11 protein-coding genes are annotated in these 16790 nt (G+C 47.0%); all 11 read left to right on the plus strand.

What is annotated here, in order from left to right; translation table 11 throughout:
* Positions 1-6 precede the first annotated feature (6 nt).
* Positions 7-909 (plus strand): YitT family protein, encoded by a 903-nt coding sequence (locus D1136_RS09430; protein ID WP_161877390.1) that lies wholly within the window; start codon positions 7-9, stop codon positions 907-909.
* A gap of 103 nt (positions 910-1012) precedes the next feature.
* Complete coding sequence (locus D1136_RS09435; protein WP_237567043.1) at positions 1013-1600, plus strand: RNA polymerase sigma-70 factor; 588 nt, start codon at positions 1013-1015, stop codon at positions 1598-1600.
* Between the two features lie 84 nt (positions 1601-1684).
* Positions 1685-2839 (plus strand): FecR family protein, encoded by a 1155-nt coding sequence (locus D1136_RS09440; protein WP_161877391.1) that lies wholly within the window; start codon positions 1685-1687, stop codon positions 2837-2839.
* A gap of 28 nt (positions 2840-2867) precedes the next feature.
* Entirely contained in the window at positions 2868-3707 is an 840-nt protein-coding gene (locus D1136_RS09445; protein ID WP_161877392.1) for a BACON domain-containing protein, read from the plus strand.
* Between the two features lie 65 nt (positions 3708-3772).
* Positions 3773-7159, plus strand: a complete 3387-nt coding sequence (locus tag D1136_RS09450; protein WP_237567044.1) for a SusC/RagA family TonB-linked outer membrane protein — start codon at positions 3773-3775, stop codon at positions 7157-7159.
* Between the two features lie 12 nt (positions 7160-7171).
* Entirely contained in the window at positions 7172-8626 is a 1455-nt protein-coding gene (locus D1136_RS09455) for a RagB/SusD family nutrient uptake outer membrane protein (RefSeq protein ID WP_237567045.1), read from the plus strand.
* Positions 8627-8638: 12 nt separating this feature from the next.
* Entirely contained in the window at positions 8639-9316 is a 678-nt protein-coding gene (locus tag D1136_RS09460; protein WP_161877393.1) for a hypothetical protein, read from the plus strand.
* Between the two features lie 14 nt (positions 9317-9330).
* Complete coding sequence (locus D1136_RS09465) at positions 9331-10971, plus strand: PKD-like family lipoprotein (protein ID WP_161877394.1); 1641 nt, start codon at positions 9331-9333, stop codon at positions 10969-10971.
* Positions 10972-10974: 3 nt separating this feature from the next.
* Positions 10975-13344, plus strand: coding sequence for a zinc-dependent metalloprotease (locus D1136_RS09470; RefSeq protein WP_161877395.1), 2370 nt, complete (start codon positions 10975-10977; stop codon positions 13342-13344).
* Positions 13341-15470 (plus strand): DUF5117 domain-containing protein, encoded by a 2130-nt coding sequence (locus D1136_RS09475; protein WP_161877396.1) that lies wholly within the window; start codon positions 13341-13343, stop codon positions 15468-15470. The genes D1136_RS09470 and D1136_RS09475 overlap by 4 nt, the downstream gene beginning before the upstream one ends.
* A gap of 34 nt (positions 15471-15504) precedes the next feature.
* Positions 15505-16650 (plus strand): 6-bladed beta-propeller, encoded by a 1146-nt coding sequence (locus D1136_RS09480; protein ID WP_161877397.1) that lies wholly within the window; start codon positions 15505-15507, stop codon positions 16648-16650.
* The last annotated feature ends 140 nt before the right edge of the window (positions 16651-16790 follow it).

The raw sequence follows: 16790 nt of genomic DNA on the forward strand, positions 1-16790 counted from the left end.
ATAGATATGCAGATAAAAAAATTGAAACAAGAATTAAAGTCCTATTTGTTGATAGCAATGGGAATGTTGGTGTATGCAGTAGCAGCTTTGGGATTTTTGGTGCCTCATAAAATTGTAGGTGGAGGAGCTACCGGTTTGAGTACGATTATCTACTATCTTTCCAAAGAAACGGTTCCTGTGGGTATTGCCTATTTTCTTATCAATGTTGTGTTGGTTTCTATCGCATTGAAAGTACTGGGCCCTAAATTTGGAATAAAAACCATATATGCCATTATTATCGGAAGTACTTTCCTGAGTGTTCTCCAACCTTTGTTTCAGGTTTACTTTCCCAATGGAATCATAGATGATAAGTTTATGAGTGCAATTATTGCCGGTATGTTGACCGGAATAGGTATTGCTATTGCATTGGCGGAAGGGGGAAGTTCCGGTGGTACGGATATTGTCGCGATGATTGTTACAAAATACCGGAATGTCAGTCCCGGTAAGATGATTATGTATAGTGATTGCGGTATTATTCTTTGCAGTCTGCTGATTAATCTGGATGATGGTTATCAAAAGGCTATTCAGGGAGTAATGTACGGTTATGTGATGATGGGAGTGGTGTCATATACCGTAGACTTTATCCTGACTGGTAAGAAACAGTCAGCTCAATTGTTTATTTTTACAGATAAATATGACCGGGTGGCAGAACGGATTACGGCAGAGGTGAACCATGGGGTGTCTGTTGTGGATTGTAAAGGATGGTACAGCAAACAGGAAAAGAAGATGCTGATTGTAGTGGTCCGGAAAGGTGAGGCAACGGATGTGCTGAGGATAGCCAAGCAAGTGGACCCGAATGTATTCATGACTATGAATACGGTGATGGGGGTTTTTGGCAAAGGATTTGAAGAGGTGAAGGGAGTGAAATAGTTGCTGGCTGGAATCGTCATAAAGAATTTGAATGAAGGGACTGTCTGACACGACAGTCTCTTTTTGTTGAGGTGGTTTTGGATATTGAATTTAATTTATAATTTTGACAAAAGAATCATTGGCTGGGGGAGAACGAAATTTGAAAGCAATAGAGGAGAATATTATTCAGAAATTTTCTGCCGGACAGGAAAAGGCGTTTCGGGTGTTGTATGAAAGGTATGCTCCGGGGTTGCGTTTTTTTGCCGCCCAGTATATGAAGGAAAGGGCTGCCATAGATGATGTGGTACAGGATGCTTTTGTCAAGTTGTGGGAGAAAAGGGGCGATTTTCCGAACGAACGGACGGTGAAAGTGTTTCTGTATACTTTTATCAAGAACGCTTCTTTGAATTTATTTCGGCATCATAACGTTAAAGAGCGTTATGCCCAAGTGGTTTCACTGGAGAATAATCAGGAATTTTTTTGGGACCGTATACTGGAAGCCGAACTGTTTGAATTGTTATTGCATGTGTTTGACGAGTTGACGCCGGCCTGCCGTGAAGTGTATCACCTGAGTCTGGAGGGGAAGAGCCATGACGAGATTGCCAAGACGTTGAATATTACCGTCAATACGGTGAAAAAGCATAAAAATAACGCCAACCGTTATATGCGGGAAAGACTCAAAAATATGCTGATGTTTCTACTTTCCGTTTGAGGATAAGCTGATTTATAAAAAAAATCTGTTTTTTTTATTACACCAAAGACCATGTAGCGTGTTTTATATATAAACGCGCGAATAATGGATATTGAAAATCAACAATACATAAGTCGATTGATCCTTTTGTTTTTGCAGGGAAAACTGTCTGATGGGCAGACGCGGGAATTGGAGGAATGGCGTAGGGCAAATCCTGAGCACGAGGAAATGTTCCGGCGGATGGTTTCGATGGAGCGTTTTTCCCGGCAGGTACAGTGTTATGTAAAAAATAGGGAAGAACAGGAAAAGGAATGGGAACTGATCCGAAGACGGACTTTGTTTAAGGAAAAGTGGGTGTGGCGGTATTGGCAGAGATATGCCGCCGTGCTTTGGGTGGCTTTGGCGGCAGGAACATTATGGTATGTGGTCCGGAATAATGGCACCGAGTCGGAAAGAGATGTCGTTTCGGAAGATTCGCGGGTGGTGCTTGTTTTGGCTGACGGCATGGAAGTTGAGTTAGAGGACAAGGAGGCGGTAGCGGTTATCGATGGTTTGAAAGAAGGAGGGACAGCCGAACGGCGGGAATTGAATTACTATACGGGCGGCAATCATAAATTACAGGGCAGCCATACGCTGAAAGTTCCGAGAGGAGGAGAATATGCCTTGGTATTGTCCGACGGGAGCCAAGTATCTTTGAACGCCGGGTCTCACATCCGTTATCCGGTTGCGTTTCAAGGAGACACCCGGGAAGTGTATGTAGAGGGGGAGGCTTATTTTAAAATAAAAAGAGATACGGCACGGCCTTTTATCGTTTGGGTGAACAAGATGCGGGTGGAAGTGCTGGGAACGGAATTTGCCGTCAGGGCTTATCCGGAAGAGAAAGAAGTTTTGACTACTTTAATCGGCGGACACGTGCGTGTTGCTGCCGGCGGACGGCAGGTCGACCTGTCGCCGCGTGAACAGGCTGTCTGGAGGAAAGGTTCGGATGAGATGAGTGTCGGAGAAGTGAATACGGACTTGTTCGTCGGCTGGAAAAACGGGCGCCTGATATTTGATAACACACCTTTGTCGAAGATCTTGCATGAATTGGGACGTTGGTATGATTTTGACGTGGAATATGAAGATCCGGAACTGAAATCTTTGCCTTTTTCTTTGGATATGGAGAAATATGCGGATTTCCGCCAAGTGCTGAGTTTGTTGGAGCAAACCGGCAGGGTCAGATTTTCAGTATCTGATAACCATATTATAGTGAATAATTGATGTCTAACTTATGAAAAAAATGATGAAAATGGAAAGATTGAAATTTTTTTTGATGGTGTTTTGCCTGTTTGTCGCAGGCGCAGGGTGTAGTGATGATGACGATGAACCGGTGGTGCTGACTCCCGAAAAGACAACGGTTACTTTGTCCGGAGAGGGGGACAGTCAGACAGTCGGTGTAAGTTGTAACGGAAAGTGGACCGCCGTTTCTTCGGCGGAATGGTGCAAAGTGACGGCTGAGGCTGCCGGAGTGGTTATCTCGGCAGAGGAGAATGCGACCGGTGCGGAATTGAAAGCTGATGTTACGCTGGCTTGCGGAGAGGTGAAGGCTGTCATTAAAGTTATTCAGGAAGTTGCCGCAGAACCGCTGAATAAAGTATTTGCCGCTACGACCCAGCGTTGGTATTTTGATTTTAACGGGTTTGAGGGTGCTTACAAAACGGCTTATGAGGCCTCAAAAGAGGGGTTGGTTAAAGAAGGATGGGGTGAGAGCGGAAATGTGCTGAAAGAGATGAGTTTGACACAAGGCGCAATAGCTTTTTTGATTCATGATGAGGACATGAAAGGAATGGGAGCTCCTGAGGAAAATTATGTTTATAACGGTACGTTGCTGTTAACCATAGAAGCGGTTGAAGGATCTAAAGACCAGATTGCCTTTAAAGGCATCAAAGCCGATCCGGAAGCTACCGAAGATTATGGTGAATATTGGTATGGAGAAGACTGGGGATGTGCGGAGTTCCGTGACTTTGTCAATACTTTGATGGTTCAGAACTACACCATTACGGCTGATAATGTCGCGGCTCCGAAGGTGCTGACCTTTACCGGAGTGACGGATACGGGAAGTGTGTTTAAGTTGAAATTGCCGGAATAAGTGTGGAGATATTCCGATTCAAAGAGGCTTTCGGGCCTCTTTTACTAACCTAACCGAGGACTGTTATGAGACAGATTTCTTTTTGTAAGATGACCGGAAAGCGAATTCCGGTGAGACGATGGCTTAGGCTGGGTCTGTTGGTTTGCTGTATAGGATTCTGGTCCGGACCGCTGGTCGCTCAGAATGTCCGGATGGATATTTCCTTGAAAGAGGCTTCTTTGAAGGATATTATCTGTACAATCCGGCAACAGTCTGATTATAATGTGGTGTACAGTGATGCCGATATTACGGCGGTGAAGAAACAGGATGTCGCGCTCAACTCGGTGACGGTAGGGCAGGTGCTGGACCAGTGTCTGAGGAATACCGGACTGAAGTATGATATTGTGGATAAGACCATTGTCATCAAACGGGGAGAGCAAGGTAAGGCCGTTGCGGAGAAACAACAGGTGATACGGGGAATTGTGAGGGATAAGGAGGGGGGGGCGCTTCCCGGAGTGACTGTGGTGGTGAAGGGAAGTAAATACGGGGTATCCACGGACGTTGACGGGGAGTTCTCGTTTGAATTTCCGGAGAGGCAGCGTATCATTCTGGTTTTTTCATTCATCGGGATGAAGACCCGGGAGGTGGTTTTTACAGGACAGGAACTTTTGGAAGTTGTTTTGGAGGAAGAGGTGGCTCAAATGGAGGAGGTGGTGGTGACCGGTATGTTTGAGAGACGTAAAGAGGGGTATACCGGTTCCGCTACGGTGGTGAAAGGGGATGAATTGAAAAAATTCAGCAAGACCAGCATTGCCAAGGCTTTGTCGGCGATTGATCCGGGTTTCCGGATTGCCGAGAATATAGAGATGGGTTCTGACCCCAACCGTTTGCCGGACCTGAGAATGCGGGGACAGGCCACTTTGCCCACTGGATCAACGGTGGCTACGGACGCGGTGATGCTGAAAGGAGATTACGCTACTTATCCGAATCAGCCTTTGTTGATTTTAGACGGTTTTGAGATTTCTTTGCAAACGATGAGCGACCTGGACCCGGATCGGGTTGCTTCTATTACGATATTGAAAGACGCGGCGGCGACCGCCATTTACGGATCGAAAGCCGCGAACGGGGTGATTGTCATAGAGACGAAAGCTCCGGCACCCGGGACATTGCAGGTGAGTTATTCCGGAGAGGTGCGGGTGGAAGTACCCGATTTGTCCGCTTATGATTTGATGAACGCATCGGAAAAATTGGAAGTGGAGCGTTTGGCCGGGTATTACGATGAGGGTAAGGAACTGGCTCCTTTGGAAATTTACCAGTATTATCTGCGGGAGGTAAAACGGGGAGTGGATACCTATTGGTTGTCGAAGCCCTTGCGTACAGGGGTTTCTCACCGGCATGCCGTGACATTGGAAGGTGGAGACCAGGCGCTTCGTTACAAGTTGTATGTGGGGATGAACAATACGGCGGGGGTAATGAAAGGGTCTAATCGCCATACCCAGACGGCAACGCTTGATTTGACTTACCGTTTTAAGGGATTTTTATTGAAAAACAGCGTGACGGCTGATAACGCTACCGGAAACGATTCGCCTTTCGGCTCGTTTCGGGACTATACCAAGCTGAATCCCTATTGGAGGGAAAGGGGGGAGAACGGAGAGATACTGAAAAAGATTACTCCTCCGGTGACTTCTTATACCGGGGTGTTTCAAAGTGTATATAATCCCTTGTATAACGCGACTTTCCACAGTCTGGACAGGACAACGGATTTTAGTATCCGGGATTTGTTCCAGTTGGAATACAGGCCTTTGGAGGCGTTACGTCTTCAAGCCAATGTTGCCGTGTCGAAGCGGCATGGCAAGACGGAGGTATTCCGTCCGGCCCAGCATACGGAATTTGACGGGATTTCCGATCCTCAGCAGCGTGGAGATTTTAACTTGGCCCAGTCGGAAGGCTTTATGTGGCAGGTGGATTTGACCGCTTCGTATAATAATGTTTTTCATGGGATTCATTTTTTGAGCCTGAATGCCCGAATGACGGCCAATGATAGCCGTAACAGTGTCTATGGCGTGTTGGTGACCGGATTCCCGAATGACCGGATGGATCATATTTTGTTCGGTAAGAAATACAATGAAAAAATGACCGGCAGTGAAAATACCAACCGTTCAATCGGTTGGGTAGGGAGTTTTAATTATTCCTATGATTACCGTTATTCGTTGGATTTGAATATCCGTGCCGACGGAGCTTCGCAATTCGGAAGCAATAACCGGTTTGCCCCTTTCTGGTCGGTAGGAGCCAAATGGAATATCAGCAAGGAGTCGTTTATGGATAAGATGGATTTCTGGAACGACTTGGTGTTGCGGGTATCTTACGGAACGACCGGAACCCAGGGATTTGCCCCCTATCAGTCGCAGCAGCTGTATACGTACGGTAATTTGCTGAAACCTTATTTGGCTTCGGATGCGACAGGCACGGAATTGGTCGGACTGGGAAATCCCGATTTGAAGTGGCAGCAGACGAATCAGACGAATGTCGCGATAGAGATGGGATGGCTGCAAGGAAGAATCACAGCACGGGCAGAATATTTCAGGAAAGTGACCAAAAACGCTTTGACGGACATTTCTTTGGCGCCTTCCGTCGGGTTTGCGACCGTGTCCGAAAATCTGGGAACCATACGCAATCAGGGAGTGGAATTGATGCTTTCTTTTATTCCTTACCGGAACACTGAAAAAGCTGCCCAATGGGTGATTAACGCGAACGGGTCACACAATACGGACAAGCTGGTGAAGATTTCACAGGCATTAAGGCATATGAATGAACAGAATGCCGGAAAGTTGAACGATGTTCCCTTGCCGCGTTATGAGGAGGGTGAGTCGATGACCCGGATTTGGGTGGTGAAGTCTTTGGGAATTGACCCGGCTAACGGAGAAGAGGTATTTATGAAACGCGCGACGGGGGAACTTACAGGGGTATGGAGTGCGGACGACCAGGTGCCGTACGGGAATACGGAGCCGTTTATGGAGGGAAATGTGAATAGTATGTTTTCTTATAAAGGTTGGGGAGTGAACCTTAGTTTCCACTATAAATTCGGAGGACAGACTTATAACTCTACCTTGATTCAAAAGGTGGAAAATGCCGATTTGCGGTTTAATGCCGACAGACGGGTGATGGATGCCCGGTGGAAGAAACCTGGTGATGTGGTGAAATACAAGGCTTTGACCAATTCGGCAAGCGGTTCGGATACGAAAGCGTCGTCCCGTTTTGTAATGGATGAAAATGTGTTGCGTTTCAGTTCGTTGAGCTTGACTTACCGGATGGACAGAACCAATACGGATTTTATGAAAAAGTCGGTGTTCAGTTCCATTACGATGAATTTCGGTATGGAGGATTTGTTTTATCTGTCGTCTGTGAAGCAGGAACGGGGATTGGATTATCCTTTTGCCCGGCAGTTTTCCTTTTCACTGAATGTTGGATTTTAAAAACGGATGATTATGGCAAAGAGATGTGCATATATGAGTTGGGTGCTGGCGGGGTTGTTGTTAGTTGCTTGTGAGGATTGGCTGGATGTGCAGCCGAAGACTTCTATTCAGGAGAAGGAATTGTATCGTTCGGAATCCGGATTCAAGGATGTGCTGACCGGTTTCTACATTAAACTGGGAAATACAGGTCTGTATGGAAAAGACCTGACTTACGGTTTCCCTGAGTTGTTGGCGGGACGTTATGACAATACGATAGTCGCGGCCAATTTGTATAATTATCAGAAAGAATATGAGTCGCTGAAAAATAATATCTGGGCGGAAAGCTATAATCTGATAGCGAATATCAATAATTTCCTGTATTATATTGACCGGAACCGGGAGGTTATCAGGACGGCGGATTATTATGAAATCATGAAAGGGGAGGCATTGGGATTGCGGGCTTTCCTGCATTTTGATTTGCTGCGTCTGTTCGGTCCCGTTTACGGTATGAATCCGACGGCGGAATCCATTTGTTACCGTACCCGGTTGGATAAACTGGCTACTCCCCGATTGCCGGCCGTGGCTGTCATTGATTCTGTGTTGCGCGATTTGAAACAGGCTGAATCGTTATTGGACGGGCATGATAATGAGCAATTCTCGGCTGATGAGTATAATGAGGATCGGGACGCGTTTCTGGTGCTTCGGCAGTTGCGTATGAATATATGGGCTGTACGGGCGATGTTGGCGAGGGTGTATCTTTATAAAGGGGATGAGGCGAGCAAGACATTGGCTTATGATTATGCCAGACAGGTGATGGCATGTCCTTATGTTTCTTTGGCGGAGTCGAATGCCCAAAACCGGATTTTGTTCTCCGAACATCTTTTTTCGCTGCATATTTATGAGATGGAGAAATTGATGGAAGCGGATTTCGGCGCGGAGGCTTCTGACAAGTTGTATGCTTTGCAGGAGACGATAGACGGTTTGTATGAGAAGGGGAAGGGTTATTCGACCGATTTCCGGCAGAATAATTATTATTTTCAGCATGTCGGGGGAAAATTGGTATGCCGGAAGTTTGACCAAAGCAGATATGCCGGCAAGTATGATGGGGCGGAGATTATGCCTTTGATTCGTCTGCCGGAGATGTATTATATTGCGGCGGAGTGTACACCGGACGCTGCGGAGAGCGCGGACTTGCTGAATACGGTGCGGCATTTCCGTTCTATCCCGGAGAGCCTTGATATTCAGGCCGGAGAGGATTATGATAAGCCGGATCGCCGTCCGGGTACCGACCAGTCGAAGACTTTCCGTGTGAATGAGTTGCTGAAAGAGTATCAGAAGGAGTTTTATGGGGAAGGGCAGTTGTTTTACTTTTATAAAAGACATTTTTACCGGAGCTTTTTCAACTGCCGGTTGTCCGGTGAGTTGCAGCCGGAGCATTATATACCGCAGGTTCCGGATGATGAGAAAATATTTGGAAATTATAATTAAACAGGTCGGACGATGAGAAATGTTATTGTATTAAGTTGCGGTTTGTTTTTGCTTTTGGCCTGCCGGCAAAATGAAATAGAGGAGTATGCGGAGATTCCCCGTATCGGTTTTGAGAACACGTCCAATGTGGGTGGGTGTCCCGAGCGGTATGTCTTGTTTACGGATGAGGATTATCTGAAACGTATCACCGTGAAAACGGATTCCGTGAAGGTGGAACTGATGGGACATGCCCTGGAAACACCCGGAACATGTTGTTTTGAGCGTATCGATGAAGAGGAAAAAGCCGTTTTGCAGGTGGAATTGCCGTCACAGCTGACTGTTGTCCCTGGTGTTTATTCCTTTTATCTGAAGTTTGAGGTGTACCGTCCTGAGCAGACCGGAACCGGGTATTCCGCTTTACTGGGATTTGATACGGCACATCCTGAGCATGGTTTTGCTCCCGGGAAAGCAGAGGGGAAACAGATGAGAATTGTCGGGGAGTACCGTTTGAAACCGTCGGTGTGGAACAATTATTTTGGTCTTTATAGCGATGGAAAATATCGTTTTATGTTGGATTTTTTTGGAGGTGTCTATACGTCTGTCGGTCAGACGTCCGAAAACCGTCGTATAGTTCGGGAGGCTTATGCGGAGTACCGTTTGACCCATCCGGCGATTGTGGATGAAAATGGCAATGAGATAGTGTTTCCTTAAATCAATATGTGTTTATGAATAGGATTGTTTTAGTGATTATGATATGGATAGCCGTTGGGTGTTATGATGACCTGGGGAATTACGATTGCCGGAAAATCAATGAATTGACGGTTATCTTGCCGGAGGTAATGGAGGTGACCGTACCCACGGAGGATTCTGTGGAAGTGGTTGTAGCTCCTGAAGTACGGCAATTGTCGCGGACGGATAATGGAAACCTGAAGTATTCCTGGCGGAAGAAAGGCGGTGCCGGTTCGTCCGACTGGACGGTTTGTGACAGCGGCAAGGATTTGCATGTCTGGGTTAGGAGCCGTAGTACGGAATCCCTGAACTTCCGGTTTGCCGTGACCGATACCGTATTGGGGATTACTTCTTATAAGGAGATTGCGCTGAAAATGCTGAATCCCTTGGAAAATGCCTGGTTTGTACTCCAGGAGCGGGAAGGAAAAACTGTTTTGGGGGCAGTGGATGGCAGTGGACCTGGAGCTTTGATTAAACCGGATATTTACGGAGAGTTGATGGGGCCGGGGAAAACGATCGCCGGGACGCCGAGGGCTTTGGCGGTGATTCCGAACTTATCGCCGGGCAAACTGGAAACAATGACTGTCATTGATTTACTGACCAGTGAAGGCGGAATGATGATGGATTCCAGGACATTGGAAACGATTTATGATTACGGGGAGATGCTGTTGGGATTGAAAGGCGCGGCTAATCCGCAATACGTCAAGGCTGACCAAGGGGAATTGGTGATTGACGACGGGAAAATGTGGTATGCCGCATGGTCGGAGTATTCGGTATTTTATCCGATTAAATTAGACGAATCTATTGGTACGGATTATGAATTGACGCAGGCCATGATATTGCTGAATGACCAGATTATAGCCTACGATTGTCTGAATGAGTGTTTTTTGTGGTACAACCGTTGGGACAATCCGGTCATATTGTATGGGGAAACGGTCAGAAATGGCGAGGAACAGTATTATGACGTAGACGGAAGCCGGAATAGGGCCCGTTTGAAACGGGTAGGAGAGATTCCGGAGTATCCCAACCAGTTTGATCCGGATGTGTTGGATGGCCGGAAAGCGTTGTTTATGGGAGTACATTCTTTGGCCGGCATGGGCGCTTCCCAAAAAGGGATGGCCATCCTGAGCGAAGGGCGGCAGCTGCATCTTTATGAGTTCAGCAATGACGGATTATATAGCGGGGACCGGCCGCGCTGTTCCGGTTATTACAGGTTTATGCCATCCACGGGTGATGAGATGTCCTGGCAGTTTGCCACTTCCTGTTATTTCAATAATATTTTTTTCTATGCGTCCGGCAATAAAGTGTTCCGGGTGGACCTGAACAGTTTTGTTCCTTTGGAAACGAAGATTTATGAATATCCGGACCCTACAGCCCGGATTACGAAGATGAAATTCCGGCACGAGCGTTTTGCGCAAATGTCCCTTGACTGGAGTTCCATGAATGTGGTCACGGAGGATCAGCCTTATTGGTTAGGGCTTGCCGTAGAACAAGCGGACGGTAAGGCCTCTTTGGTTGAAATGCGTTTGAAGTCCAGTGGTGAAATATGGAAAGAAGAGGGGATGGCCAAGGTTTTCGAATATCCCGGTTTTGAAGGAATTGTTGATATCGGTTATTCTTTTCATTTAAGTAAATAGCGGATGAAGAATTTTTATGTCGTGTCGGTTCTGGTGGTGTCGTTCCTTGTCTGTGCGGGGAAAGGAAAGGCGGAGGAAAGAGGCGAGGGTGTTTCTGTGAAAGAGTTTTTCCTGTCCGCCGATTCTGTAAAATGCCATCCGGGATTGCTGAATGTTTTTGAATCCGGAGGGCATTATTATTGGCAGATTGCGGATAGTCTGTGTGGGAGGGATTTTTTAGTGGCCACCACTTTGCTGAAAGGGGCGGCCCGGGAAAAAAGATATCCGGACCAGCGTTACGGGTATGCGGGTGACCGGTTGGATGTGCAATTGTTCCGGATGGTAAGGCGGGACGGTAAATTATATCTGATACAACCTTTTATACAGGATGTTGTCGCGGATACGCTGAATGAACTGGCCTGTATCGCCCGGCAAACGGGAGAAGGATGCGTGTTGGCGGAATTGGGAATTGAGGCGGAGGATGCGGACGGTGTATTGGTGGAGGTGACGGAATTGTTGGAGGATAATGAGTCGTTTTTCGGTTTGAAGAATTTCGAAATGGAATTGGGAATCGGTACTTACCTGCCGGAGAGCTCTTGTCTCAAGGCGATACGGGTGTCACCCCGGAGTATGACGTTCCGTTTTGTCAGGAGTTATATGTCGGTGAATTATATTCCGGACCCTGCGGTCAAATCCGAGCCGACGCGCTGGGAGTATGGGGTCTCTGTTTGTCTGTTGCCGGAGAAGCCGATGCGTAGGCGCCGGCAGGATGTCCGGGTAGGGTATTTTTCCAATCGGTTCCGGGAATACGGGCATGCTCTTTTCCAGCCGGAAAGTGTGGCTTTTATTTCCCGTTGGAGACTGGAACCTTCGGAGAAAGACAGGGAAGCTTATGCCCGGGGGGAATTGGTAGAGCCGGAGAAGCCGATAGTGTATTATATCGACCGGCATACTCCGGCGTGGTTAGCGTCGTATGTGAAAAAGGCCGTAGAAGCTTGGCAGCCGGCTTTTGAACAGGTGGGGTTTAAAAATGCGATCCGGGCCTGTCCGGAACCTGAACCGGAGGATGAACCCGGATTTTCTCCCGATGACGCTCTTGTCTCTTATATTTCATATAAGGTTTCGCCTTTCGGGAATGCTTATGGACCTTCATCGGTAGATCCTCGGTCGGGAGAAATCTTATGCAGCCATATCGGAATATTCAATGGAATTTCGGAACTGGTACAGGGCCTTTATTTCTGTCAGGCCGGAGCGGTCGATTCGTTGGCCTGCCGGATTGTATTACCGGATACTTTGCTGGGAAAGCTGATTCAATATGTGGTATGTCATGAAGTAGGGCATGCTTTGGGATTAAAACATAATTTCCGGGGAAGCAGTGTCTATTCCGTGGAACAGCTCCGGGACGGTGATTTTGTCCGTCAGAATGGCTATGGAGCTTCGATTATGGATTATATGCGGTTTAATTACGCGGCCCAACCGGAGGATGGTGTCGCTCCGGATGATTTGATTCCCCGGGTGGGGGCTTATGACCGTTGGGCCATAGCCTGGGGGTATCGTTATTTCCCGGAAATGACGGAACATGAGGAAACGGAGTATTTGCGGAAGTGGACGGATGAGAAGGAACGTAATCTCTTGTACAGATACAATGGGACGAACAACACGGATGTGTTGAGTCAGAGTGAAGATTTGGGGAATAATCAGATGCGGACAAATGCCTTGGGAATTGAAAATATGCGGAGATTGATGGAATTGGAGGCTTGGAATGCCGATGATGAAGTGTCCCGTTTGGTGATGGGGTATCGTTATCAGGTCATGCTCAGAAATTTTTACGGATTTATGGAGCAGGCTTTAATGAATATCCGGGGGATGACGGAACAGATGAATGTCCATGCGGGAAACCGCAAAACGATGGTACCTGTCCCGAAGTGGCGGCAACAGGAGGCACTGGCATTTTTAGAGCGGTATGTCTGTACGCCTCCCGGATGGCTGTTCCGCCCGGAGTTGTTCCGTCGCTATAAGATTGACCAGCGGCTGAATGTGGAAAGTCTGTTGATGCAGTTCGTCGCTGGTCTGTCGGAAAGATTGCGGTTAGCGCCATCGGCTGAGTATCCTCAGGAAGAATTGTTGTCGGATATCAGGCATTGTATTTTCAGAGAATGGGAAAACGGGGAACCGGTCAGTAAAGACCGAAAGATTTTACAGCGTTTTTATATTGAGCGGTTGAAACAGATTGCCGACAGCGAGCATGAGGATTGCCGGATTGCTTTATGGGCACTTGGAGAATTGGACGAGTTGGCGGAATTGGCGGAACGGTATGCCGGATTTTCGGTCGGGAAAGAGTATCCGCGCAGCGTGATTACCGGTATTGAAAATTGGAAAAGAAAAGGACAATGAAAAGGTTTTGTTTGGGAATATTTTTTATGATAAATGCCTGGATAGGTGTTTCTCAAAGTCAGATAAAGAGTTTTGACGAATTTTACCGACGGGAAGAGATGACCTGTTACAAGGGTATTTTATCTGTTTACTGCCGGAAGGAAAAAATATACCTTGAGGTGCCGGAAAATTTGCTGGGACGGGAGTTGCTTTTGACCGCCCAGGTAAACCGGGGAGGCATGATGCTCGGACGTCCCTTGCCTGCTTTGGGAGTATTCCGTTTTACGCGGGGAGAAGAAGGAAAACTGTATTTGCGGCAGGGAAAATATACGGAACGGATGACGGATCGGCGAAATCCTTTGGCCGGGGTATTGGCGAACTCCAATCATCAGCCGGTAAACGAGGTATTTGATGTCTTGACGGTAAATCCGGATAATACAGGCTATATTATTGATATTACAAAGGCACTGAAGAGCGGGAAAGGTTGGATGAATCCTAAATTGGAGCATTTGAGGAATGCCGGTCCGGATATGACCTTGAAGCGGGTGGAAACAACAGAGGACGGGGTGGCTTTTGCTTTTATGAAAAATTATTTTTATTCCTATCCATTGGAGGCGGCAGGGGTAAAACGTCAGGAGGGAAAAATTCCGGTCGAACTCGGGTGTATGATTCGCCTGTTGCCGGAGTTGCCTTTGTCGTTGAAATACGCCGCGGCTTGTCCGGGATATGATGTGGTCCGTTTTATGGAATATGGGAGGAATCCTTATGGTGTCACAACGGATTCCGTTATTCAGCGTTGGCGCTTGGAAATTCCCCGGCAAGAACGGACGGCTTGTTGGAAAGGAAATAAAGCGCGGCCTTTGGAACCTATTGTATTTTACATTGATGCCGATTGTCCGAAAGTGTGGCGTCCCTGGATTGAAAAGGCGGTCCTTGACTGGAACCGGGCTTTTGAGGATGCCGGATTCCGGGAGGCTTTACAGGTGTGCATGACGGGAAAGATGGAGAATACGGTGAAATACCGGGCTTTGATCTCTTATGATTTGAGTGTTTCGTCGTTGAGTAGTGAGAAAGTCACACATCCGGAGACGGGGGAAATTCTTGCCTGTAGGATTAACATCGGGCAGGGGGTGTGGGAAAAACAGCGGGAACGGTATTTGTTGCAGTGGGGTGCCGTTGACCGGAGGATACTGGAGGATTTTGACCATACGGAAGTTGCCGGAGAGATTTTATGTTCGTTGTTAACCCGGGAAATAGGCCGTATGTTGGGATTGAAATGTGCGGTTATGGGAGGGAATGCCTATGATGATATGATACAATCCGTTGAATCGCGGGGTGCGGGAAAGGTGTTGCCCGGAGTGAGTGCGTCTGACAGGTCGGTGATTGCAGGTGGTTATGGATACGAGCCTTGTCGGGGTGAAACGGGAGAAGTGACAGTTCGTGCGACCCGGCGAGAGACGGCAAAAGAGGGCATCCGTGCCGTGGAATATGGAATCAGCAATCTGCATACTGTTTACAAGCAATTGGGGGAGGATTTCTGTCCGGGAAAGAGCGGAATGGAAAAGATGGTTTGGTTGGAGCATATACATCAGACAGGTAACGAGCTGTATGACGAATATCTTTCGGAGGTGGCCGGATATATGGGGAAGGGTGCGGAGAGGGAGGTCATGGCATTTCTGGAACGCTATTTGTTTGCACCGGATGTCCGATGGCCTTCATTTTCTGTTTTGGCAAAGGAAAGCGGAGAGGAGACGGAATGTGAGAGACTGGCTTGTTGTAAAAATGTGTTGCGGAAAATGTATGCGCCCAGGCTTGCCAGACGACTTTTGCAAAGGGATTCCGGATATACTCTGCATGAATTGTACAAGGATTTGCACCGGCTTGTTTTTGCGGATTTTGAGAAAAAGGCTGATTTGTCCGCTTTTGATTTGAATCTACGACATTCCGCCTTGAAGATTTTGCTGGAAGTTGCCGTGGAGGAAAATGCGGGTGATTGTGACAGTGAGTATCAGGTTTGCCTTTATTTTGAATTGCAGGGCTTGCGGGAACATTTCCAGCGTTTGGCGGAAGAGATGCCGGATTCTTTATCCGGCAGGTTTTATCAGTTTTGGCAAAAGAAAATAGAAAAGCGGATGGGGTTTGAATAATGGTTGATATAGTCTTATGTAAAATGGTAATTGTATGAAAAAATGGATTGTTTGTATATTGGGAATTGTTTTGACGGGATGTGTCTCTTCTTCTAAAAATACGGATTCCGGAGTTATAGTGTTGGATGGGACGAATGTGACGGACAAGACCCGGGAAAATTTTGATTTATCCGCTTGGGTGAAAGATTGGGATTTTGCCGTACTCGAACAAAATGATTCCTGTCAGCTGAGTAAAATCAGGCAGATTAAAATTGTCGGAGAGGATGTTTTTGTCGTCAATGTGGAAGAATTGCGGTCTGATATATATCGTTTTACAACGGCCGGACAGTTCAGAAACCGCATCGGAAGACCGGTCAGCGGGTATGGTTTTGTGACCAATACGGTGATTGACTCGCTAAACCGTAAGATATATTTGCTGGATATTTTTGAAAGCTCCGTTCATTTGTATGATTATGAGGGGAAGTATTTGAGGAGTTACAGACCTTATCCTTTGCTTCAATATGTGGCTGACGCGGTTTGCTTGGGTGATAATGAAATACTGGGGTATTACGGCATAACCCGGGACCACAGACTGGCTTATTTTACAGCGGATTCTCTTTTACTGGTGAAGGATACGCTGTCTTATTATGAAGTGGGCAGCGGTAATCCGGGGGTTTTTAATTTTTCACAAAACGCGATAAGCCATTATGACGGACGTGTTTTGTTAATCCGGCCTTTTTGTGATACGATTTTCGAATACCGTGACCGCTGTCTCCGACCTGCTTTTATCACTGAGACAGGTGCTTCCTTGCCTGTCGGATACCAGTTAGAGAATGTCCCGGATTGTATCGGGGTGAAGAGTGAACTGGAGGCGAAGGGGTATTTCCCGAAATCCGGTATATTTGAGACAGATTCCCACATTTGGGTAGGAGGAGGCGCGAATCGCTTGATGTATGACAAGCAGGAGGGGCGGGGAATTTACTTCAGGGATTCTTTGTGTTGTCATCCGGATGTTTTCCCTCCCCTGGATTTTATCGGGCGTAAAGGTGAGTTTTTGGTTGCGTTGGCTTCCGGCGGGGAAATTTTGGAGATTAGAGAGGCGATGAAGAGGCAGGGAATGGAACCGGACGGGAAGTTGAAAGAATTGTTTGGGAAGGTTGGAGAAGAGGATTATGTGTTGTTTTTCTATTTGTTTGGTTGATGTGTGATGATGTTTGAATATATAATATCTTGATTTTTAGAATTTAATGTGGTTTGGTGAAAAAAAGTTAGAAAAAAGTTCTGAAAAAATTTGGAGATAATATATATGAAGTATTATTTTTGCATCCGCTTTCGCTTCCG

The sequence above is a fragment of the Odoribacter sp. Z80 genome (assembly GCF_009935865.1).
Classification (GTDB): domain Bacteria; phylum Bacteroidota; class Bacteroidia; order Bacteroidales; family Marinifilaceae; genus Odoribacter.

Bases quoted from the DNA above. Each gene is read 5' to 3' on its own strand.
- D1136_RS09445 (WP_161877392.1), top strand. From the start codon at position 2,868: ATGGAAAGATTGAAATTTTTTTTGATGGTGTTTTGCCTGTTTGTCGCA.
- D1136_RS09430 (WP_161877390.1), top strand. From the start codon at position 7: ATGCAGATAAAAAAATTGAAACAAGAATTAAAGTCCTATTTGTTGATA.
- D1136_RS09450 (WP_237567044.1), top strand. From the start codon at position 3,773: ATGAGACAGATTTCTTTTTGTAAGATGACCGGAAAGCGAATTCCGGTG.
- D1136_RS09440 (WP_161877391.1), top strand. From the start codon at position 1,685: ATGGATATTGAAAATCAACAATACATAAGTCGATTGATCCTTTTGTTT.
- D1136_RS09465 (WP_161877394.1), top strand. From the start codon at position 9,331: ATGAATAGGATTGTTTTAGTGATTATGATATGGATAGCCGTTGGGTGT.
- D1136_RS09480 (WP_161877397.1), top strand. From the start codon at position 15,505: ATGAAAAAATGGATTGTTTGTATATTGGGAATTGTTTTGACGGGATGT.
- D1136_RS09455 (WP_237567045.1), top strand. From the start codon at position 7,172: ATGGCAAAGAGATGTGCATATATGAGTTGGGTGCTGGCGGGGTTGTTG.
- D1136_RS09475 (WP_161877396.1), top strand. From the start codon at position 13,341: ATGAAAAGGTTTTGTTTGGGAATATTTTTTATGATAAATGCCTGGATA.
- D1136_RS09460 (WP_161877393.1), top strand. From the start codon at position 8,639: ATGAGAAATGTTATTGTATTAAGTTGCGGTTTGTTTTTGCTTTTGGCC.
- D1136_RS09470 (WP_161877395.1), top strand. From the start codon at position 10,975: ATGAAGAATTTTTATGTCGTGTCGGTTCTGGTGGTGTCGTTCCTTGTC.